The sequence below is a fragment of the Xanthomonas sp. MLO165 genome, from assembly GCF_018831305.1.
GTDB classification, from domain to species: domain Bacteria; phylum Pseudomonadota; class Gammaproteobacteria; order Xanthomonadales; family Xanthomonadaceae; genus Xanthomonas; species Xanthomonas arboricola.
Window position 1 is genome coordinate 4618276 of sequence record NZ_CP029263.1, and the last position, 21465, is coordinate 4639740.

17 protein-coding genes are annotated in these 21465 nt (G+C 65.2%); 7 read left to right on the top strand and 10 right to left on the bottom strand.

The window, feature by feature from the left end; translation table 11 throughout:
- Positions 1–96: 96 nt before the first annotated feature.
- Positions 97–1560 carry a mannitol dehydrogenase family protein gene (locus DGN21_RS19405; RefSeq protein ID WP_126966942.1) on the top strand — a complete coding sequence of 488 codons (1464 nt, stop codon included), beginning with the start codon at positions 97–99 and terminating at the stop codon, positions 1558–1560.
- Positions 1561–1707: 147 nt separating this feature from the next.
- Here the strand turns inward: DGN21_RS19405 and DGN21_RS19410 are convergent, their stop codons facing one another.
- The gene (locus DGN21_RS19410; protein WP_126966943.1) at positions 1708–2094 is read right to left on the bottom strand and encodes a VOC family protein; all 387 of its coding nucleotides are present in this window, start codon (positions 2092–2094) and stop codon (positions 1708–1710) included.
- A gap of 434 nt (positions 2095–2528) precedes the next feature.
- Here DGN21_RS19410 and DGN21_RS20250 point away from each other — a divergent pair, with 434 nt between their 5' ends.
- Both DGN21_RS20250 and DGN21_RS19420 read left to right on the top strand, forming a co-directional pair.
- Entirely contained in the window at positions 2529–2858 is a 330-nt protein-coding gene (locus DGN21_RS20250; protein ID WP_241235278.1) for a SymE family type I addiction module toxin, read from the top strand.
- A 337-nt stretch (positions 2859–3195) separates the two neighbouring features.
- Positions 3196–4200, top strand: coding sequence for a 2-hydroxyacid dehydrogenase (locus DGN21_RS19420; RefSeq protein ID WP_126966944.1), 1005 nt, complete (start codon positions 3196–3198; stop codon positions 4198–4200).
- Between the two features lie 66 nt (positions 4201–4266).
- Here DGN21_RS19420 and DGN21_RS19425 read toward each other — a convergent pair whose 3' ends face one another.
- Entirely contained in the window at positions 4267–4638 is a 372-nt protein-coding gene (locus tag DGN21_RS19425) for a hypothetical protein (RefSeq protein ID WP_054591735.1), read from the bottom strand.
- 72 nt (positions 4639–4710) lie between these two features.
- Positions 4711–5127: a hypothetical protein gene (locus DGN21_RS19430; protein ID WP_024937620.1), complete on the bottom strand. Its 417-nt coding sequence runs from the start codon at positions 5125–5127 to the stop codon at positions 4711–4713.
- Positions 5128–5360: 233 nt separating this feature from the next.
- On the opposite strand from DGN21_RS19430, the gene DGN21_RS19435 reads away from it, so the two are divergent.
- Positions 5361–5519 carry a DUF2256 domain-containing protein gene (locus tag DGN21_RS19435; RefSeq protein ID WP_215825035.1) on the top strand — a complete coding sequence of 53 codons (159 nt, stop codon included), beginning with the start codon at positions 5361–5363 and terminating at the stop codon, positions 5517–5519.
- An 80-nt stretch (positions 5520–5599) separates the two neighbouring features.
- Here DGN21_RS19435 and DGN21_RS19440 read toward each other — a convergent pair whose 3' ends face one another.
- Positions 5600–6610, bottom strand: a complete 1011-nt coding sequence (locus DGN21_RS19440) for a DNA-binding protein (protein WP_202397606.1) — start codon at positions 6608–6610, stop codon at positions 5600–5602.
- Positions 6611–6771: 161 nt separating this feature from the next.
- Between DGN21_RS19440 and DGN21_RS19445 the strand changes: the two genes are divergently transcribed.
- Both DGN21_RS19445 and DGN21_RS19450 read left to right on the top strand, forming a co-directional pair.
- A complete protein-coding gene (locus DGN21_RS19445; RefSeq protein WP_065033366.1) occupies positions 6772–7815 on the top strand; it encodes a kelch repeat-containing protein in 1044 nt (347 codons plus the stop codon).
- A gap of 117 nt (positions 7816–7932) precedes the next feature.
- Positions 7933–8829 carry a DUF3800 domain-containing protein gene (locus DGN21_RS19450; protein WP_237475025.1) on the top strand — a complete coding sequence of 299 codons (897 nt, stop codon included), beginning with the start codon at positions 7933–7935 and terminating at the stop codon, positions 8827–8829.
- Positions 8830–9035: 206 nt separating this feature from the next.
- Here DGN21_RS19450 and DGN21_RS19455 read toward each other — a convergent pair whose 3' ends face one another.
- From DGN21_RS19455 to DGN21_RS19480, 6 genes are all read right to left on the bottom strand, one after another.
- Positions 9036–10082, bottom strand: a complete 1047-nt coding sequence (locus DGN21_RS19455; RefSeq protein ID WP_126966945.1) for an SMP-30/gluconolactonase/LRE family protein — start codon at positions 10080–10082, stop codon at positions 9036–9038.
- A 76-nt stretch (positions 10083–10158) separates the two neighbouring features.
- On the bottom strand, positions 10159–11343 hold the full coding sequence (locus tag DGN21_RS19460) for an endo-1,4-beta-xylanase (RefSeq protein WP_126966946.1): 1185 nt from the start codon (positions 11341–11343) through the stop codon (positions 10159–10161).
- Between the two features lie 50 nt (positions 11344–11393).
- The gene (gene galB / locus DGN21_RS19465; protein WP_252374717.1) at positions 11394–14150 is read right to left on the bottom strand and encodes a beta-galactosidase GalB; all 2757 of its coding nucleotides are present in this window, start codon (positions 14148–14150) and stop codon (positions 11394–11396) included.
- A 106-nt stretch (positions 14151–14256) separates the two neighbouring features.
- Positions 14257–15678 carry a glucuronate isomerase gene (uxaC, locus tag DGN21_RS19470; RefSeq protein WP_126966948.1) on the bottom strand — a complete coding sequence of 474 codons (1422 nt, stop codon included), beginning with the start codon at positions 15676–15678 and terminating at the stop codon, positions 14257–14259.
- A gap of 43 nt (positions 15679–15721) precedes the next feature.
- Positions 15722–16708, bottom strand: coding sequence for an endo-1,4-beta-xylanase (locus DGN21_RS19475; RefSeq protein ID WP_126966949.1), 987 nt, complete (start codon positions 16706–16708; stop codon positions 15722–15724).
- A 10-nt stretch (positions 16709–16718) separates the two neighbouring features.
- Complete coding sequence (locus DGN21_RS19480) at positions 16719–18041, bottom strand: MFS transporter (RefSeq protein ID WP_160955236.1); 1323 nt, start codon at positions 18039–18041, stop codon at positions 16719–16721.
- A gap of 465 nt (positions 18042–18506) precedes the next feature.
- Here DGN21_RS19480 and DGN21_RS19485 point away from each other — a divergent pair, with 465 nt between their 5' ends.
- Positions 18507–21449 carry a TonB-dependent receptor gene (locus tag DGN21_RS19485; protein WP_164738966.1) on the top strand — a complete coding sequence of 981 codons (2943 nt, stop codon included), beginning with the start codon at positions 18507–18509 and terminating at the stop codon, positions 21447–21449.
- Positions 21450–21465 lie beyond the last annotated feature (16 nt).

The window sequence follows — 21465 nt, forward strand, 5'->3', positions numbered from 1 at the left end:
GTTGCAAGACGTGGGCCGGGGCGCGGAGCGGGGGTTGGGGTAAGGGTACGGCCACAGGCGAACTTGCAGCACCCCCACGATTCCAAACAAAAACCCATGCCAATTCCAACGCTCTCCATCGCAACACTCGCGCACCTACCAACCACCGTCCTCACTCCCAGCTACGACCCCAAACAGACCACCATCGGCATCGTCCATCTAGGCGCAGGCGCCTTCCACCGTGCCCACCAGGCCGTCTACATCGATGACCTGCTCGCGCAGGACCCCAGCTGGGCCATCTGCACCGTCTCCCTGCACAGCCCGAGCGTGCGCGACGCCCTGCGCCCACAAGACGGCCTCTACACCCTCGCCCTGCTCGACGAACACCCGCAGCTGCGCATCATCGGCGCCATCCGCGAGGTGCTGTGCGCTGCCGACGAACAAACCGCCGTGCTCGCGCGCCTGGCCGATCCCGCCGTGCGCCTGGTCACCCTCACCATCACCGAAAAGGGATATTGCCTCGCAGGCGACACCCTCGACCTCACCCATCCCGACATCGCGCACGACATCGCCAACCCCGGCACACCGCGCAGCGCCGTCGGCTATCTCGTCGCCGGCCTGCAACAACGCAGGCAGCAGGGCAGCGCACCGTTCACCGTGCTCAGCTGCGACAACCTGCAAGACAACGGCAACCTGCTACGCCGCGCAGTCTTGCTGCTCGCACAGCAAACCGATCCCGCGCTTGCGGCATGGATCGACCGGCACGTCACCTTCCCGCGCTCAATGGTCGACAGCATCACCCCCGCCACCGACGACGCACTGCGCACCAACGTACAAGCGCAAACCGGTCTGCACGACGCCTGGCCGATCCAGCGCGAGCGCTACAGCCAGTGGGTGATCGAAGACCGCTTCTGCAACGGCCGCCCCGCCTTCGAAAGCGCAGAGGTGATTCTCAGCGACGATATCGCCGGCTATGCACGCGCCAAACTGCGTCTGCTCAACGGCCCGCACTCCACACTCGCCTATCTCGGCGGCCTGCTCGATCTGGAAACCGTCGCCGACGCCATGCGCCACACGCAACTGGCTGCCTTTGTCGAAACCCTGATGCGCGAGGACATCGCCCCCACCCTGCAACCGATGCAAGGCTTCGACCCGCAGCACTACTGCGGCGCCATCCTCGCCCGCTTCCGCAACCCCGCCATCCGCCACCTGCTCGCCCAGATCGCCTGGGATGGCTCGCAGAAGATTCCGGTGCGTCTGCTCGGCGTCATCAGCGATGCATTGGACGCCGGGCGCCGGATCGACCGGCTCTGCATTCCGGTAGCGGCATGGCTGCAGTTCGTGCGCAGGCAGGCGGCCAACGGCATTACCCTGGTCGATCCACTGAGCGAGGTCCTCAGCGACATCGCCCGTTCGACCACCGGCGATGCCAGCCATGACATCGCGGCATTCCTCACCGTGGATGCGGTGTTCGCTACGCTCTCTGGCGATGCGCGTCTTGTGGAGGCACTGCGCGCTGCCTATGCTGCGCTGGGCACTGCAACACCGGCAGAGATACAGCTGGCAACCGATGCACGGTGATGCGCGGCAAACGCATCGCCGGCTGCCATCGCATGCCAACAAGGTCCGATATCTGCATCGTGCGATGTCGGGCAGCGTGTATATCGTGCCACCTGACCGACGGCCTGTTCCGGATAGCCAGGTACGCAGATGCAGGCGATTGGACGCCTAGCTACCGATTAGCTGCCCAATCCTGATCAGATTGCCGTTCTCATCGACAAGCGCAAATTCCCGCATGCCCCAGGGCTTGTCGCTGACAGCATCGAGTCTGGGGATGCCGTGCGCCGGTAGCTGCGCGGCGCGCATGGCGGCGTAGACCGCATCGACATCGCCAACCCGGATATAGCAGCCCGCATAGCAGGCCGCAGGATCCAGGTCCGGGTGTGCGAAGAAATGCAGCTCCACCTCGCCACGCGTCAGGATCGCGTAGCCCGCATCGTGCGGGTGCGCGTCGCCGACAAAGCCCAGCCGCCGATAGAAGGCGACCGTGCGTTCGATCGAGCGACCGGGGAGCAGTGGAATCGCACGGTCTGGCGTTTCGGCAGTGGAAGTCATCGCTTTCTCGTAGTGGGATAACGAAGCCGTCTTTGAGCACAACAATACGCCAGATACGAGGGATCGGTTGGGAGCCGTGCCGTGCTGTCTTGACTCGCTGCATTGGCGAGTAGCAAGATCGCTCTGCTGCGGCACATTCCGCAGCCGGGTTTAGCAGCCCGTAATCACAAGGCGCACCAGCGCCCATTGCACGATGTCGGCGCTTTTCTTTTGCCCGACTTATCGCATGGGCAGGCGTGCTCGCTTTACGGCGGGCGGTGCGCGGAGACCGCAAGGTCTGCCGGTTCCTTGTGACCGGTCTGCTAACCGCGCATCGTCCGCCACCCTCGTTTAGCAGCGAGATGGCGGACTTCCTATCGCACAAGGAGTTCGATATGACCCGTCCAAAAGCAACCGCCAGTGCACGCGCTGCATCGCCTTCCAGGCGGTCTGTTGTGACACGCGCCAGATCCAAGCACCGCCCGGCTGCCGGCATGACCGGTGCTGAGCCAGCGGTGGATCCAGCGCTGGCGCCTACCCCGCCCTTGCGCAAGCCCGGCTTCCGCATTCCCGAGCGGGTCACCATGAGCTACCAGCACTACGACGTGCGGCGTGCCGAGGATGTCATCGGTTGTGCGGTGCCCAAGCTGCGGCTGTCCGGGCGCTGGCTGGAACACTGCGGTTTCGCAGTGGGTGATGCGTTGCGGGTGACGGTGGGACGCGGCGTGCTGTTGATCAGCCGCGTGGCGCCTGCGGTACCAGCGGTGAGATCGCGCCGCAGGTGACACGCCTGGGGCGAGCGCCCTCACCCGGCGCTTTGCGGTTCCTTCTCCCGTGCACGGGAGAAGGGACGCATTCTGCTCCTGTCTGGATTGCAGAAGGGAGGCCGGCTGTTTGCGCCTGAGAGCAGAGGTGCCTGTTGCGGTGCGGAGCAGCAAAGCAAGGCTGCGTAGCGCAGGGGCTGTCAGCGGTAGAGAGCTTCGTGCCTGCAATGGCATCTGCGCCGCATCGCTCGACATGACATGCTTGGCCTCACCTACGCCCCGCCCACGTTCGGACAGGTTCAAGCGCCACATGGCCACGCGCAAGCTACCGTATTCGCGCACCGATGGAGTTCTCTGCATGAAAATGGCTGTCTTCAGCACGCGCCCTTACGACAAGCGCTTTCTCGATGAAGCGAAACTACGCCCAGGCACGCAATGTGCAGCCGAGTTCGTTTATTTCGAGGCATCACTCGATCTGCGGACGGCAGCGTTGGCGCAGGGCTGCGAGGTGGTCTGCGTGTTCGTCAACGACCAGCTCGATGCGCCCGTGCTGCAGGCACTGCACGCGACCGGTGTGCGCGCGGTGCTGCTGCGCTGCGCCGGTTTCAACAATGTGGATCTTGCTGCGGCCACCGCACTTGGGCTGTTCGTGGCACGCGTGCCGGCCTACTCGCCCGAAGCGGTGGCCGAGCACACCCTGGCGCTGGTCATGACGCTCAACCGCCAGACGCACCGCGCCTACAACCGCGTGCGCGAGGGCAACTTCATGCTCAATGGCCTGCTCGGCCGCACCTTGCACGGCAAGACGGTGGGCCTGATCGGGCTGGGCAAGATCGGGCTGGCGACTGCGCGTATCTTTCAAGGGATGGGCTGCGATGTGCTGGGCTTTGATCCTTATCCCACGCCTGGCTTCGATGCGCTTGGGCAGCGGGTGGAGCTGGAGACACTGTTCGCCCGCTCGGACATCGTCTCGCTGCACTGCCCGCTGACACCGGCAACGCAGCACCTGATCGATGACACGGCGCTGGCGTCGATGAAGCCGGGTGCGATGCTGGTCAACACCTCGCGCGGTGGCTTGGTGGATACCGATGCGGTGATCCGCGCGCTCAAGTCCCGCCAGCTCGGCCATCTGGCCATCGATGTCTACGAACAGGAAAGCGCATTGTTCTTCCAGGACCGCTCGGGCGAAATCATCGACGACGAAGCGTTTCAGCGCCTGATGACCTTCCCCAATGTGCTGGTGACCGGGCACCAGGGGTTCTTCACCGCAGAGGCATTGCAGGAGATCTCCGACATCACCCTGCGCAACCTTGCCGATTTCGCTGCCGGTTCCCCATGCGCGAATCGTGTTCCGGCACCTTAGCGGCACCTTCTCGCTCACCAGCCGCGCAGGTTCGACGCATCGACTCCTCTGTCGTGGTACTCGGGTTCAAGCCGGTACGGCAGTTGCCTGGCGACGCAGCGCACAGATCCGCGTGCAACCAACCGCGGCGGCCAGCCCCAGCTGACCGGTGTACCAACTCACCTGCCGCAAGTATCCACCCAGGCGGCAGTTGACTGCATGGCCCAGTGGCCGCACCCGCCTGTGGCCCCGGCGCATGTATGCATCCCGGATCACCGGCGCCACGCCCTGCAGCAGAACCGGGCCCAGCCGGCTTGCCAACAAGTATGCAAACACGTCGATACCCACCATCTCCAGCAGTGGTATGGCCGCTGCAACCTCCGGATTGGATGCGATGCAGGCAATCGCCAGCGTGGCGATGGCAATGACCGCCCTGCGGTTCAAGTTGACCGGCCACATGTCGATGGTCCTGAGCGCCCTCTGGATGTCATGCAGATCTGCACAATTCAGACATCTTGGCTTGCCTGTGGGTCACGATACCCGGACGCCCTGGCTGCCGCCGGATGTATTGAAGATGCGCGTCAGCACCAGCACGAGCAGGACCACAAAGCTCAACTCCCACACATAGAATGCGGCGCCCACGTGATCGATCATGACTTGCTGGCCAGCCTCGTTCTTGTCGAACCGGGTTGCGCGAAAGGTATCCAACCCGATCAGGCAAGCCGCTACCAACAGGGCCGCCGCCATCTTGTCCGCCTTGAGGAAATAACACAGCCATGCCAACAGGAACACCGGGTTACTCATCCAGGCCAGGCACTGGCCATCGAGCACCTGCATCCAGCCAAACAGCAGGATGACAAATCCACCCAGTTGATCATTACCGCCATGCAGTGCAGGAAGGCACAGCGAAATGCCGTACAGCAGGGCAGATAGTAGAAGTGGAAACAGCTTCATGGGCGTCCTTGTCTGATGATGAGGCGAGTGCATGTCCCCGCGTTGGGGAGGCTCGTTCCATCTCGGCACAAGCCAACCTGCATCACTATAGACACTGCGCGTGCCGCTTTCACGACCACGCTGCCAAGCCCGCCGACGCATCTCGTGGAGCGGCGGAGGCTTCGGCCCAATGCATCGCTATGGCATGCTTGAACCCCTGCCGCACAGCGTCCGACGTCCGCATTCCCATGGCCGCCCACAAGAAGCAGAACTTGCCGGAAAAGCTCTGCGTTCAATGCAGGCGACCCTTCTGCTGGCGCAAGAAGTGGGAAAAGGTGTGGGACGAGGTGAAGTATTGTTCGGACCAATGCCGCCGAAACAGCAAGCGGCAGAGCCCGGAACAATAGTCTGCTTACGCGCAACCCATCTCTCCCGTGCCGTCGCGCGTGAGCCGAGCGGGTTCGGCCATTCTGACAGCCGGTTGCGGCTAACGTTTACCAGCTTTTTTCGCAGCACCCGATCCACTCGCCCGCTTGGCAGCGCTGCCTTTACCTGCCACTGCCATGTTGTCCACCAGATTGGGATAGGGGCGGCCTGCTGCCTTGGCACGTTGTCTGGCCTGTGCCTTCTGCGCCGGGGACAGCGGACCTGAGCGCGAGCGACTCTTGGGGTTGGGCTTTTTCCATGGCGCAGACGTCTTGCTTGTGCCTTTCTTCGCTGCACCGCGCGTGGAAGCGCTCTTCCCGGCTGCAGTTCGGCGGGCGACCGTCTTGTTTACCGCTTTCTTCGTCGATGCTGCCTTCTTTGCAGGAGATTTCCTGGCCGCAGTCTTCTTGACTGCCTTCTTGACTGCCTTCTTGCCGGTCGCCTTGCGGGCGCCGGCCGAGGGCGCCGACTTGCGCGTCGCTGCGCTAGCGGCGCTCGTTTTCTTGGTCGCGGCCCGTGTTGCCGACGGTTTCCTCGCTGGCGACGTTCGGGTTGCTTTCTTTGCGACCGCCTTCTTTCTCGCGGTCTTCTTCGGGGTGCGCTTGTCCGCGGCACTGGCATGGGCGGCGGCCGTCGTGGTCGCGCTTGCTCGTTTTCCTGCCGGGGTCTTCGCGCTCGCCGCCTCTTCCAGACGCTGGTACTGCCGTGCCGCCCAGCGCTGGCCGGCATCGCCGCCCCAGAGCAGCCAGGCAATGTAGCCGGCCGATGGCGCGCTACGGTCGGCCCAGCCCTTGCCAGTCTTGTCCACGCTGTGGCGCGCGAAGTACGCATGCATGCGCCGGATGGTCTGCGTGGAAAGCGATTTCCGTGCCGAAAGATCGCGCGCACGCGCAACGCCGATTGCGGTGCCACCACGCCCATGCTGCTCGCGCAACCGCAGTCCGCGTGCCGCCGCGTCGGCAACTGTCTTGGGCGGTGTTGTCGAAGACGCCTGCTTTGCCGGTTTGCGTGCCACACCTTTCTCCTGTCGTATCGCGTTGCCGTAGTGTTCGCATGCGCGGTGCTGCTGCATGTGAAGAAGCCGGCAGCCAGGACTGCCTAGGCAGCCTGCCGGGGACATCACGGCAATGCGCAAGCACGCGCGACCTGGCCCTGGATCAGCCTGCTTGTGCGAGTGGATCATCGCGCACGTGTCGCTACACTGGCCTGCCCACGCCATCGGAAGAGTGCTGCATGCGCCTGTTGACGAGCTGGTTCCGCGCAAGCCTGTTTGCTGCCGCGGTCGGCACTTTCCCCGCGCTTGGTCAGGCCACCGACAAGGCGGTGCCGGTGGCCACCTCGGCACAATCGAAGCAGGTGGCCTCCTGGCAGACGCTGACCCCGCACAACAAACCGCACGCGCGCCATGAGAACAGCCTGGTGTCGGTCGGCGACAGGCTCTATCTGATCGGAGGGCGCGACGACCGCCCGCTGGACATCTTCGACACCACAACACGCCGTTGGTCCAAGGGCAGCACGCCGCCGCTGGCGGTCAGCCATGCGCAGGCAGTGGTGTCGTCGGGGAAGATCTACGTCGTCGGCGGCCTGACCGGCGACTACCCGGAAGAAGCCGCGCTGACCCACTTGTTGATCTACGACCCTGCCACCGATCGCTGGCAGGCAGGCGCGGAGATTCCCAAAGGCCGTCGCCGCGGCGCGGCAGGCGCGGTGGCGCACGACGGCGTGCTGTACCTGGTCGGCGGCAACACGCGCGGCCATATGAGCGGGTACGTGCCGTGGCTGGATGCGTTCGACACCAGGACGCAGCAATGGACGCAGCTGGCCGACGCACCGCGTGCGCGCGATCACTTCCATGCAGTGGTGCTCGACGGCAAGCTGTACGCGGCCGGTGGCCGCAGGTCATCGCACGAGAGCGGCAACACCTTGGCGCAGACCATTTCCGAAGTCGATGTCTATGACATCCAGCGCGGCACCTGGAGCGTTGCCCCGGCCGCACTGCCGACGCCGCGCGCCGGTGCCGCCGCCATTGCACGCAATGGCCAGCTGCTGGTCATGGGCGGCGAGAGCACGCGCCAGGTGAAGGCGCACGACGAGGTCGAAGCTTACGACCCGGCCACCTCCACCTGGACGCCGCTGGCCGCATTGCCGCGAGGGCGCCATGGCACCCAGGCCGCAGCGGTCGGCGACGCTCTGTACATCGTGGCGGGCAGCGGCAACCGCGGCGGCGGGCCGGAGCTGGATGATGTGCTGGTACTGCATGAAAGCAGCGCGCAATAGGCCATTCCGCCTCCCGCGTACGGCATGCTGCGAGAGACTTGGTTGAAGATTGTGCCTCTGCAGATGAGGATCTAATCTGCTGCATCGTTGTCCAATGTGCAGCGCCAGGGAGCGGTCATGCCGAAACGTGGATCAGATCACACGCCATCAACGATGCCTGGCGTTGCCGGGCAATTTTCGCTGCCACTGGTACAGGCGGAAGGCGAGCCGGCGACACCGCCACTACTGGCGGCTGCCGACCCGCGTTACAGCAATTACATCGTCTATGTCGATGAAAGCGGCGACCACGGCCTGGAGTCGGTAGATCCCAACTATCCGGTGTTTGTGCTGGCCTTGTGTGTCTTCCACAAAGGCCACTACGCGCAACGCGTGGTTCCCGCGATTGAGTCATTCAAGTTCAGGCATTTCGGGCATGACGTGGTGATTCTCCACGAGCATGACATCCGCAAGGAAAAGGGATATTTCCGCTTCAGTGATCGGTTGGAAAAGACGATTTTTCTGGACGAGCTGACGGGCATCATCGAGTCGCACAACTTCATCCTGATCAGCTGTGTCATCGACAAGACACGGCTGAAGGAAAAGGCCCAGACCGCAGACAATCCCTACCACCTGGCGCTCGCATTCTGCCTGGAAACACTTTTCGAACTGATGCAGGAAAAGAAGCAGGACGACGTTGCAACGCACGTGGTGGTTGAGTGCCGTGGCAAGAAGGAAGACCGCGATCTGGAGCTGGAATTCAGGCGGATCTGCGACGACGCAAACCGCTGGGGCCGGCAACTTCCCTTCACCATCGTCTTTGCGGACAAAAAGGCCAACTCATCTGGCTTGCAACTGGCTGACCTCGTTGCGCGGCCCATCGGGCTATCGGTACTGCGCCCGGATCATCCCAATCGCGCATTCGACGTGCTGCAGCGAAAATTCTTCTGCAAGCAAGGCCGGCGTCAATTGGGTGTCGACTATGAAGGCTGGGGCCTGAAAATTTTCCCGCCGCCAGAAAGCGAAAAGCCCCGGTGATCTCACCGAGGCTATGACGCCGACCGGGAACCCCCAGTCCACTTAGGGTGCGAGTCTAGAGTTCTGGACCGCAGAATTCAAGGTTGCCTGCTACAAAACCGGTCTGTCAGCACATCGTATCCATCAGCTGTTGTGACTGCTGAAAGCAGAACGATTTGCAACACAGGGTGACCGGTACAGCTCCATCGCGGCCAGGGCCGCTCCTACTAAAGCGGCGATTGGGCAAACTCCAAGCCAAGCGCCTTGACCCGCACCCGCGCCAGCATCGCGTGCGAGGTCATGTACAGCGTATGGCCGTCGTTGCCGAAGGCGCAGTTGGAGATGGGTTCGCCGGTTTCGATGCGGCCCAGCCTGCGGCCATCGGGGGCGAACACGATGACGCCGCCGGGGCCGGTGGCGAACAGGTGGCCGTCGGCGGAAACCGCCATGCCGTCGGGCAGGCCGGGCGCGTCCTTGGCGACCAGATCGGAGGCGTCGGCGAACACGCGCTTGCTGGTCACCGCACCGGCTGCGTCGAGCGTGTAGGCCATCCAGATCGGGCGCTCCGGATCGGAGTTGGCCACGTAAAGGGTGCGCGCATCGGGCGACAGTGCGATGCCGTTGGGAAGGCTGAGACTGTCGTCCAGCAGATGCACGCTGCCGTCGGTGTCCAGCCGGTAGACGCCGTTGTAGCGCAGCTGCTTGACCGGCGAATCGTTCATGCCCTTCAGGCCGTAAGGCGGGTCGGTGAAGAACACCACGCCATCGCTGCGGCGGACCAGATCGTTGGGGCTGTTGAAACGGTGACCTTCAAACTGCGTCGCCAGCGGCGTCTTCTTGCGCGTGGCCGGGTCGAGCCTGGCGACGATGCGCGTGCCCGAATCGGCCAGCAACACGGTGCCGCCCGGTTCGGCATACAGCCCATTGGCGCCGGCTTCGCGCAGCGTGGCCTGCTCCGGGCCGCTGTAACCGGACGGCGACAGCAGGACCGACAGGCCTGCGTCCTCGGACCAGCGATAGAGCTTGTTTTCCGGCACATCGGTGAACAGCAGATAGCCACCGTTGCGGACCCAGGCCGGGCCTTCGGACCAGGTGAAGCCTTCGCTGAGCTTCTCGATGCGCGCATCGCCAGCGACCACGTCGCTGAAGCTGCGATCGAAGCTCTGCAGATGCCCGATCGCGGCAAAGCGCGGTGGCGGCACCTCCTTCCTGGTGCAGGCGGCGAGGATTGCCAGCAGCGGAACGGCCAACAGCAGATAGGGCGGCAAGCGCATCGGTCTGTCCAGTAACGAAGTCGGGCCATGATGCCACCATGCGCGTGCAGGCCTGCTGCGCATGCCGGCAGCCGTGCTAGCGCTCGCCAGCGTGCGCGGGTACCGCCAACACCGCATCCAGCGCCGGTTTGGGCTGGTGATTGCGATCGAACAGCAGCGGATAGTTGGTGCGGCCCGGCACGGGGTAATCGTTCTTCCAGGACATGCCATCGCTGACACCCCACACGCTGACGCGTGCGAGCTTGTCGCGCTTGCGCCAGAACAGCGCGAACAGCTCGGCGTAGCGATCGCGCAGCTGCGCCTGCACCTGCGGCGGCAAGCCCTCGCGATACGGGTCGAGAAAGCGCTTGAATTCCGGCAGCTGGAACTGCTTGTGCGCAAGTCCGGTCCCGATGACCTGGCCTTCCCTGGTCAGTGGCAACACGTCGATGTCCAGCTCGGTGATCATGACCTTGATGCCGAGCGCGGCGTAGGCATCGATGGCGTCTTCGATATCGCGCAGGCTGGGATAGTTGAGCCCCCAGTGTCCCTGCATGCCGACGCCATCGATGCGGATGCCCGATTGCTGCAGCATCCTGACCATGCGCACGATGCCATCGCGCTTGCTCGGCCGCCATGCGTTGAAATCGTTGTAGTAGAGCTCCGCATCCGGCGCATACCGTTGGGCAAAGGTGAAGGCGTTGCGCACCACGGTGTCGCCATCGCCGACGCGCTGCACCCAGTTGGTATCGCGGTAACGTCCGTCTTCGTCGATGATCTCATTGACCACGTCCCAGGCCTGCACCTTGCCGACGTAGCGCCCCGCCACGCGCTCGATGTGCGCGCGCATGCGCTCCAGCTGCGCGTCGGCGCTGTTGGGCTTGCCTTGTGCATCGACGAAGAACCACTCCGGCGTCTGGTTGTGCCAGACCAGGGTATGGCCGACCACGAACATGGCGTGATCGCGCCCATAGGCGACGAAGGCGTCGGCCGTGCCGAAGTCGAACACGCCCGGGCGCGGAGCGACCACTTCGGCCTTCATCACGTTCTCGGCAGTGATGGCATTGAAGTGGCAGGCGACCAGCGCGGCAGAGGCAGCGTCCTTGCCGGAGACGATGTCGGCATTGACGGCGGTGCCGATCAGAAAGCCGTCGGCGTAGGCGTGCTCGAGCGAGGTGCTGCGGGTGTCGCAGTCAGCCAAGGCCGGCACTGCCATCACAGCGCCGATCAGGGCCAGAACAAAACGCAAGCCTGCTGCTGGGCGCTCGTGGGTCTGCTGCATCGCCGGATTCCTGTGCAGGTACCGCAGGTAGTGCGTCATCGGGAACCCCATCACTCCACCACCACCTGCGCACTGGCGGCCTGCAAACTGTCGGAGTCCACATGCAGCGTGATGGTGCCACGCGCGCCGGGCTTGGCACGCACGATCGCCAGGCACAGCCCGTTGAACGCATTGCGCTGCGGCGCGGCGAAGGATTCCAGGTTGGTGGGATCGCCGTTGTCGGTGGCGACCAGCTCGCCCGGGCCTTCGATGCGGAAACGCAGGCGGTCGCCGGCGGTCGGCACAGGACGTCCATCGCGATCGAGCAGGCGCACGGTGACGAAACTCAGATCCTGCCCGTCGCCACGGATGCTGCCGCGGTCGGGCGTCACCTGCATGCGCGCGGCGCTGCCGGCGGTTTGTACGCGGTCGTCGGCCCAGGGTTTGCCTTCCTTGTACGCCTGCACGCGCAGCTCGCCGGGTTGGTAGACCACCGCGTCCCAGCGCAGCCGGTACTGCAGCGGGCCCTTGCGCTTGCGCCCCTGCGAGACGCCATTGACGAACAGCTCGGCCTCGTCGCCGGAGGTGAACACATGCACCGGCGTGACCTGACCCTCGCGGCCGGGCCAGGTCCAGTGCGGCAGCAGATGCGCCATCGGCAGATCGGGGCGCCAACGCGATTGATACAGCCAGTAGCGATCCTTGGGAAAACCGGCCAGATCGAAGATGCCGGAGTACGAACTGCGCGAGCTGTAGTACGGCGTGGGCTCGCCCAGATAATCGAAGCCGGTCCAGACGAATTCGCCGGCGACATACCGATGCCGGTCCTGCGCCGCGAACACCTTGTCGGCGCTGGAGCCGAAGTCCACCGCATGCAGTTCGTAGGCGCTGACCTGGTGCGCGACCGAATCGCCGCCGCGCCCATCGCGCACCGGCGCGCTAATGTCTGGCGTCACCGGAAACAGATACACACCGCGGCTGCTCAACGCCGAGGCGGTCTCGCTGCTGAGAATGGGCTTGTGCGGGAACCTGCCATGGAACGCGGGATATTGCGGTTGTTTGCGGATGCGCTCGGTGCCTGCGAATTCCGGTGCGTCGCGGATGCCTTCGCCCTGGTAGTTGAGGCTGATGACATCCAGCACAGCGGGCAGCGGCATCTCGGGCGAGGCGTAGTTCATCGCCACCGTGGCGGGGCGCGTGGGGTCTTCCTCATGCACGATGGCGTGCAGTGTGCGTGCGATCGCCGCGCCCTGCTCGCCGGTGTACTGCTCACCGACTTCGTTACCGACGCTCCACAGGATCACCGAAGGATGATTGCGGTCGCGCCGCAGCATCGCGCGCAGGTCCGGCTCGTGCCACTGCGGGAACACCAGGTGGAAATCCAGCGGGGTCTTCTTCATCTCCCAACTGTCGAACACCTCATCCGCCACCAGCAGGCCCATGCGGTCGGTCAGCTCCAATAGCTCCGGTGCGGGCGGGTTGTGGCTCATGCGGATGGCATTGGCGCCCATCTGCTGCAGCAACTGCAGTTGCCGCTCGGCGGCGCGCAGGTTGAACGCCGCACCCAGCGCGCCGAGGTCGTGATGATTGTTCACGCCGCGAATCGGCACATGTTCGCCGTTGACCAGCAGGCCCTTGTCGGCATCGAACACGATGCTGCGGACACCGAACGGTGTTTCGTAGCGATCCACCACGTGCCCGTCCTGACTGACCTCCGTCACTGCGACATAGCGGTGCGGGCGCTGGGTCGGCGGCGGGCCCCACAGACGCGGGTGGTCGATCTGCGTACTGCCCTGCACACGGGCGCTGCCACCGGCGGCAACCGCAACCTGCACGGCGGCAATGCGCGCGACCGGCGCGCCGCTGCGTGTGCCGCGTGCATCGTCGAGCACATAGATGGCGGTGCTGACCTGTGCCTGCACCGCGCTGCGCGCGGCGTTGTCCAGCGTGATCACCAGCTGCACCTGCGCGGTGTCGGCCGAGACCTGCGGCGTGGTCAGCTGCGTGCCCCAATGCGCGACATGCAGCGGCGCAGCTTTGGTCAGCCACACATTGCGATACAGCCCGCCGCCCGGATACCAGCGCGCCGAGTCGGGCGGGTTGTCCAGGCGGATCGCCAGCTGGTTGCGCGCACCAAACACCACATAGGGGCTCAGGTCCACGCGCCAGGAGCTGTAGCCATACGGCCAGCCGCCGACCAGCTTGCCGTTGAGCCAGACCGTGGCATAGGCCATGGCGCCATCGAGATCCAGAAACAGCGCGCGCCCGCGATCGCTGGCGGGGATGTCCAGGCGCTTGCGATACCAACCCACGCCCCAGCTCGGCAAGCGCCCCATGCCGCCATAGGGACCATCGGCCAGGAACGGCCCGGCGATGGCCCAGTCGTGCGGCAGATCCACGCGCTCCCAGCCGCTTTCGTCGAACTGCGGCTGCACGAAAGCGACACTGCTGCCGGGGTGGCCGGGCGGGCGTTCGTGCCGCTTCGCGGGATCTGCAATCAAGGCATTGGCCGTGGGCAGGATCCATGGCTTGAGCACGCGGGTTGCGGTGGTATCGAGGCGCTGCGCCTGCTCGGGCTGCGCGTCGGCCACCTTGCCGTCTTCGCTGCGTAGCACGTGCGGGCGGATGTCGTAGTCCAGGATTTGCCGATTGTCTGGAGGATCGCCGCGATGGAAGCGCCACTGCGCGTTGAGCGAGACGCGCTCGCGCGGCAACTGGGTCGGCGCCGGTAGTGCTGCCAGCGCGGGCACTACCAGGCAGATGCAAAGCATCGCGACACGCGCGAGGCGTGCGCAATCCCTGAGCGCGCGCATCACCCTCGCCTGCATGCCCGTGTGCGTCATATCGCGCCTCGCATCGACCGTGCCTGCAGGCGTGTCCCATCCGCACCACGTGCACGCGTGCAGGCATCGCTGCGTGCTGCCTCGCCCAGCCTCACAGCTTGTAGGCTTGCTTGGGCAGGCGATACGCCAGATCGATCGCAACCTCGACCGCCTCGTCCTCGTCCAGCCTGTGCTCGGCGACCAGTTTGGCGAGAAAGGCGCTGTCCACGCGCCGCGCCACATCGTGCCGCGCCGGAATCGACAGGAAGGCGCGGGTATCGTCGTTGAAGCCCACGGTGTTGTAGAAGCCGGCGCTGGCCAGGGTCTGCTCGCGGAAGCGCCACATGCCTTCCGGCGCGTCATGGAACCACCATGCCGGCCCCAGCAACAACGAGGGGTAATGGCCGGCCAGTGGCGCCAGCTCGCGGCTGTAGCTGGTTTCGTCCAGCGTAAACACGATCAGGCGCAGGCGCGGGTCGTTGCCGAACCGGTCCAGCAAGGGTTTGAGCGCGTGCACGTAGTCGGTGCGCATCGGAATATCGGCGCCCTTGTCGCGCCCGAAGGTCTGGAACAACTGCCGGTTGTGATTGCGAAAGCAGCCCGGGTGCAACTGCATCACCAGGCCATCGTCCAGGCTCATCGCCGCCATTTCGGTCAGCACCTGCGCGCGGAACAGCTCGGCCTGCGCCGGTGTGGCGGCACCACGTACCACGGTGTCGAACAGGCGTTGCGCCTCGGCCGGCGACAGATCGGCGGTGGCCGCGCTGGGGTGGCCGTGGTCGGTCGAGGTGGCGCCATGCGCGGCAAAGAAGGCGCGGCGCTGCCGGTGCGCACGCAGATAGCCTTGCCAGCTCAGCACATCCTCGCCGGTGAGCGCGCCGAACTGCTGCAGCGCAGCGGCAAACTGTTCGTGTTCGGGGTCGACCACCGGGTCCGGGCGGTACGCGGTGAGCACGCGTCCCTTCCAGCCGCTGGCGCGAATGGCCGCGTGGTGCTGCAGCGTGTCCAGCGGCGACTCGGTGGTGGCAATCACCTCGATGTCGAAGCGCTCGAACAGGGCACGCGGACGGAATGCCGGCGTCTGCAGCGCCGCGGTGATGTGGTCGTAGTAATGATCGGCAGTGCCGGCATCCAGCCGGATGCGCAGATCGAACACGTCATGGAAGACATGATTCAACCACAACGCTGACGGCGTACCGCGCAGCAACGTGTAGTGCTCAGCGAACACGCGCCACGCCGCGCGTGGATCCACGATCGCGCGCGATCCATCCGCACGCGGAATGCCCAAGGCATCCAGTGCGACGCCCTGGCTGTAGAGCATGCGGAACACGTAGTGATCCGGCACCAGCAATAACTCGGTGGCATTGGCGAACGGCGCGTCGGTAGCGAACCACGCCGGTTCGGTATGACCATGCGGGCTGATGATCGGCAGTGCAGCGATCTTCGCGTACAGGCGGCGCGCGATCGCACGCGTGCTGGGGTCGGCGGGCAACAGGCGGTCGGCGTGGAGGGTCAGCGGAATGGAGGTAGGCATCAGTCGATCGCCGAACGGGCAGGAAAAAGGCAGGGCACCGGGATCACCGCGCCGCACCGTGGCTGGCAACGTAATCGCGCAGCCAGGTCAGCGCCGGCCGCTCGGTGCCATCGGCGCGAATCAAATAGGCCGCTTCCTTGTCGCGCCACAGCCCGGGACGAAAGCCCCACAGCGTGATGCCGCGCACGCCGGGGTGCTCCCAGAACACCGGGAACACACGCTGGTAGGCGGCCAGCTGCTGCGCATCGGTGGGCCCGTCCAGATCGAACTCGGTGATGTAGATCGGCAAGCCGGTCGCGGCCAGTGCATCGAGATTGTCGCGGTGCACCGACATCGCCACATTCGGCGTGGTTTCGAAGGCATGCTCCTGCACGCCGATCGCATCGACCAGTTGCTCGCGCTGCAGCAACTGCACGATCTGCAGGTACTTCTGCGTGGCCTGGGGACTGTTGGTGATGCTGTAGTCGTTGATCATCAGCCGCGCACGCGGAAAGTGCTGGCGCGCCAGCCGGAACGACTGCAGCACCCACTCCCAACCGCTGGCGCCGTTGCCGCCGAGCGCCTGCAGATAATTGCCGCCGCCGGTGTCGTCCTTGCTGGGCGGGTCGTTGAGCGGCTCGTTGACCACTTCCAGCAGGTCGATCTCCGGATAGCGCTGCGCCACCGCGGCGAACCACTGCTCGATCTCGCGGCGTTGCTCGGCCGGCCGCAACGACTTGATCCACTCCGGCTGCTGATTGCCCCACACCATCACATGCATCTGGAACGGCATGCCGTTGGCCTTGGCCAGCCGGTAGGCGGTATCCAGCCCGCTCCAGTCCATCTGGTCGCGCACCGCTTCCACGCTGCCCCACTTGCCGCTGTTTTCCGGCGTGAGTTTGTTCCAGTACTGCGCAAATCCCGGGGACTGTTGCGGACTGTAGGCGCTGCCCAGGAACTTGGGCGCGCCGGAAGCCAGCGGTGCGGCCTGCGCAAGCGTTGCGACGTTCGCCGCCAACAACAACCCGATTGCCAGTGTGCGTAATTGCATGATGATCCCCTCAGGAAGATGCGGCGGTGGCGGCGGCATCTGCCGGCAGCTGCGCCGGCGCCAAGCGTGGCACCAGCATGTGTACCACCGCCAGCGCCAGCAGATACGCCGAGCCTGCCATCAGGAACACCGGCACATAACTGCCGGTGGCCTGCAGCAGGAACCCGATGAAGGTGGCGATCAGCATGCCACCGACCGCGCCGGCAAAGCCGCCGATGCCGACCACGGTGGCGACCGCGTGGCGTGGAAACATGTCCGATGGCAGCGTGAACAGATTGGCCGACCACCCCTGATGCGCAGCGGTGGCCAGGCCGATCAGGCCCACGGCCAGCCACAGGTTATCGGCGCGTGCAGCGAACACGATCGGCACCACCGAGATCGCGCAGATCAGCATTGCGCTCTTGCGTGCGCGGTTAACGCTCCAGCCGCGCGCGATGAAGCGCCCGGCGACCCAGCCGCCGGCAATGCTGCCGATATCGGCCAGTACGAAGATCACGATCAACGGCGCGCCCAGTTGCAACAGACTCAATCCGTATTCGGCATGCAGGAACTTGGGCAGCCAGAACAGGAAGAACCACCAGATCGGGTCGGTGATGAACTTGCCCAGCACGAACGCCCAGGCCTGCCGATGCCGCAGCACCTGCAACCACGACAGCCGCCGCTGCACCGGCTCGTGCGCATCGCTGCGGATATGCGCCAGCTCTGCCGCCGACAGGCCGGGTTGCTGCTCGGGCGGGTGATAGCTGAGCCACCACACCAGCAGCCAGGTGGCGCTGAGCACGCCGGTGAACAGGAATGCCGCCTGCCAGCCCCAGGCGGTGGCGATCAGCGGCACCAGCAACGGCGCGACGATCGCACCGATGTTGGAGCCGGAATTGAAGATGCCGGTGGCCAGTGCGCGCTCGCGACGCGGGAACCACTCGGCCACCGTCTTCAGCGCAGCGGGGAAGTTGCCGGATTCGCCCAGCCCCAGGAAGAAGCGCGCAATCGCAAAGCCCACCACGCTGGTGGCCAGCGCATGCCCCATCGCCGCCAGGCTCCAGATGCCGATCGCCAGTGCGTAACCGACGCGTGTGCCGAAGCGGTCGATCACCGCACCGCTGCACAACAGGCCCAGCGCGTAGGCGGCCTGGAACGCGGTGACGATATAGCCATACTGGATCTCGTTCCAGCCGATCTGCGTCTGCAGAAACGGCGCCAGCACGCCCAGCACCTGGCGGTCGACATAGTTGATGGTGGTGGCGGCAAGCAGCAGTGCGCAGACACGCCAACGCATGCGGCCCAGGCGCGCCAGCGTGCCGGCAGGGGCAGCCGCTTGCGGCAACTCGCTCATGTGCGCGGGCGCCATAGCGCTGCTGGACGCAGCCTGCGACGGGCAATCGCGCAACGGCCACTGCAATGCGCTGCCACATGTCGCGCGTGGCCCGGCCTCTGGTTGCCGCGTTCTTCGGTTCGATTCATCGAGCACTGCACCTGCACGAAGGTGGCCTTGCGCCACGGGTGATAGCGCTACCATTACCACGCTGCCGGGCAAAAACCATCGCGCAGTGCAACACGCCAGTGCGCCATATGCAGCCGGCACCATTCCGATCAGCGCCACTGTCGCAGCCGCCACGATGCCTTCCGTCGCCTATGCTGCCCTGCAGCGTGATGTTCTGAATTTGGTAGCGCTAACATCGGCCACCGCTGATCGCCCGTCTCCCCCATCGCACCATCGCCGCGCCGCTACCGGCAGCGGCACTCCCTGCGCAGGGGCGATGCGTGGGACATCTGCTCACCTGTTAGGGAAGGGATTACGGTGAAGAACAGCTACGCACAAACCGCGTTGTCCTGCGCATTGGGGTCCATTCTGCTGGGCATGACCAGCACCGCCGCCTGGGCACAGTCCAGCGATGCCGACAGCGCTGCCGCCACCGCACAACCGCCCACGGCCGCCGCTGCCAGCGGTGATGCGGTGACCCAGCTCGACACCGTCACCGTCTCCGGCTACCGGCGCAGCATCCAGTTTTCCACCGACGCCAAGCGCGACTCGGTGGGCTTTGCCGACACCGTGTTTGCCGAGGACATCGGCAAGTTTCCGGACATGAACATCGCCGAGTCGCTCAACCGCATCCCCGGCGTGCAGCTCTCGCGCGACGTCAATGGCGAGGGCCTCAACATCGCCATCCGCGGTCTGGGCACCAGCTTCACCAAGACCACGCTCAACGGCGCCAGCATCGCCACCGCCTCGATCGGCCTGAACGCGCAGAACCAGAACCGCGAAGTCGATCTGAACCTGTTTCCCACCGAGTTCTTCACCCAGCTCACGGTCAGCAAGACGCCCACCGCCAGCATGCTCGAAGGCGGCGTCTCCGGCGTGGTGGACATGCGCAGCGCGCGCCCGTTCGATCGCCCCGGCGTGCACTTCACCTATCAGGCCCAGGCGGACTGGAACAGCACCAGCGAAAAGACCACCCCGCGCGGCGCCTTCATGGGCAGCTGGACCAACGAGCAAGGCACCTTCGGCGCATTGCTGGGCGTGGCCTCGGTCCGCGGCAAGCTGGGCGTGCGCGGCTTCGAAAGCGTGGGCTGGACCAACCCCGGCCTCACCTACACCCAGTGCGGCCTCACCCCGCCTGCCGGCACCCCGGCCACCAATCAACCGGCCGCGTGCAACGTCAATGGTGGCGGCAACTGGCGCATTCCCGACCGCGTGCCGGCCACCGCCGGCAGCGGCCTGACCACCGGCGAGACCATCGATGCGGCCTGGCTGCTGGCGCGCAACCCGGGCCTGAGCATCGACCAGATCAGCGACGCGCTGATTCCGCGGCTGGGCCGCAGCGTCTACATGAATGGCGATCGCGACCGCGATGCCTCGGTGATGTCGCTGGAATGGCGCCCGTCCGACAGCATGCATTTCTACCTGGACACGCTGTATTCGGAAGCCAAGCGCACCACCGAGCGGATCAGCATGAATCTGATCGGCCGCAACGGCAACATGATCCCGCTGGGCATGCAGTTGGACCAGAACAACGTGGTCACCAGCGCCACGTTTGCCAATGCGCAGTACTTCCTGGAAGCCCGCCCGTACCGTGAAGAGGTCAAGTTCTGGAGCGTCAATCCGGGTGCCGAGCTGTTGTTCGGCGAGAACCAGGACATCAAGCTCAACGTGCAGGCCAACGCCACGCGCAGCTGGCTGGAGCGCGAGTCGCCCAGCATCCTGGTCACCTCGCCGTTCACCACCGTCGATTACCGCAACGAAGGCGGCGACCGCCCCTCGATCAGCAGCCCGCTCGATCTCAACGACCCCAATCTGGGCTGGGGCTGGAACGGCGGCCGGGTCAATATCCAGAACGAAAAACGCGTGACCGAAACCCGGGGCGCACGCGCCGACCTGCAGTTCGGCGAAGACAAGCGCAACATCAAGATCGGCGCCGCCTACGACCAGGCCGAGCGCACCATCCGCGGCTTCGACAACAGCATCGCCTGGGAGCAGGTGGTCTGCCGCGGTGGCGGTGGCAATGTCTGCAACGGCGGCCCTGGCTCGGCAATCCCGAATGCGGCGCTGGCCGGCTATCTGCGCCCCGGCCCGGATGGCTTCATCACCGCCGATTTCAACCGCTTCCTGGGCGACACCAATTACTACGCGCTGCGCGATTCCGCACCGGAGACCAACTCCGCCAACACCGGTGCCTCGGCCGGCGGCATCCGCGAAAAAAACTGGGGTTTCTATATCGAAACCAACGCGGAAACCGAAGTGTGGAACCGCACGCTGCGCTTCAATGCCGGCGTGCGCTACGTGACCACCGACCAGACCATCACCGGCCCGGTCACCATCAACGGCATCCGCCGCGTCCAGGTGCTGGATTCGGACTACAAGGAGACCCTGCCCTCGTTCAACGCCGCCTGGGACGTGGCCGACAACGTGGTGCTGCGGCTATCCAGCTCGCGCACGCTCACCCGCCCCGACCCCAGCGCGATGTTGCCCAACACCAACTTCAGCGACCCCTCCGCGCAGACCGCAACCCAGGGCAATCCGAACCTGGCGCCGTACCTGTCCACCAACGTGGATTTCGGTGGCGAGTGGTACACCGGCGGCGAAGGCTATGTGGGCCTGACGTTGTTCAACAAGCGCATCAGCGGCTTCACCGTCAACGGCGTGCGGCGTATCCCCTTCAACGACCTGGGCGTGCCCTACGACAGCCTGCTGCCGATTCAGCAGTCCGGCCTGGACCAGCGCGGCGGCCCGAATGCGGCCACCGTGGATGTCCAGACCCAGGTCAACGCCGACGGCGTGCTCAACATCCGCGGCACCGAGGCGATCTGGGTGCAGCCGCTGGACCGGCTGGTCGACGGTCTGGGCTTCAGCGTGAACTACACCCATGTCACCCAATCCTCCGAAGGCGAAGGCATTCCGGCAGTGGCGGTCGGCGTCGCACCCAACCTGTGGAACGGCACCGTGTACTGGGAAAAGGACGCCGCCTCGGTGCGCCTGTCCTACACATGGAACGACGACATGGTGATCTCCGGCGCCAACCAGAACGGCATTCCCTACGCGCGCCTCAACGCCGATGCGCGCGGGCAGCTGGATCTGTCTGCCAGCTACACGCTGGAATCGCTGCCGTCCAAGCCGCAGATCACCCTCAACGTCACCAACCTCACCGACGAGCCGCTGCGCACCACCTACGCCTGGCCCAACGCCACCTACGATCTGTACGAGCCCGGGCGCACGGTCATGCTCGGCATCCGCGGTACCTTTTGAGTGCTGTGTTTGCCGG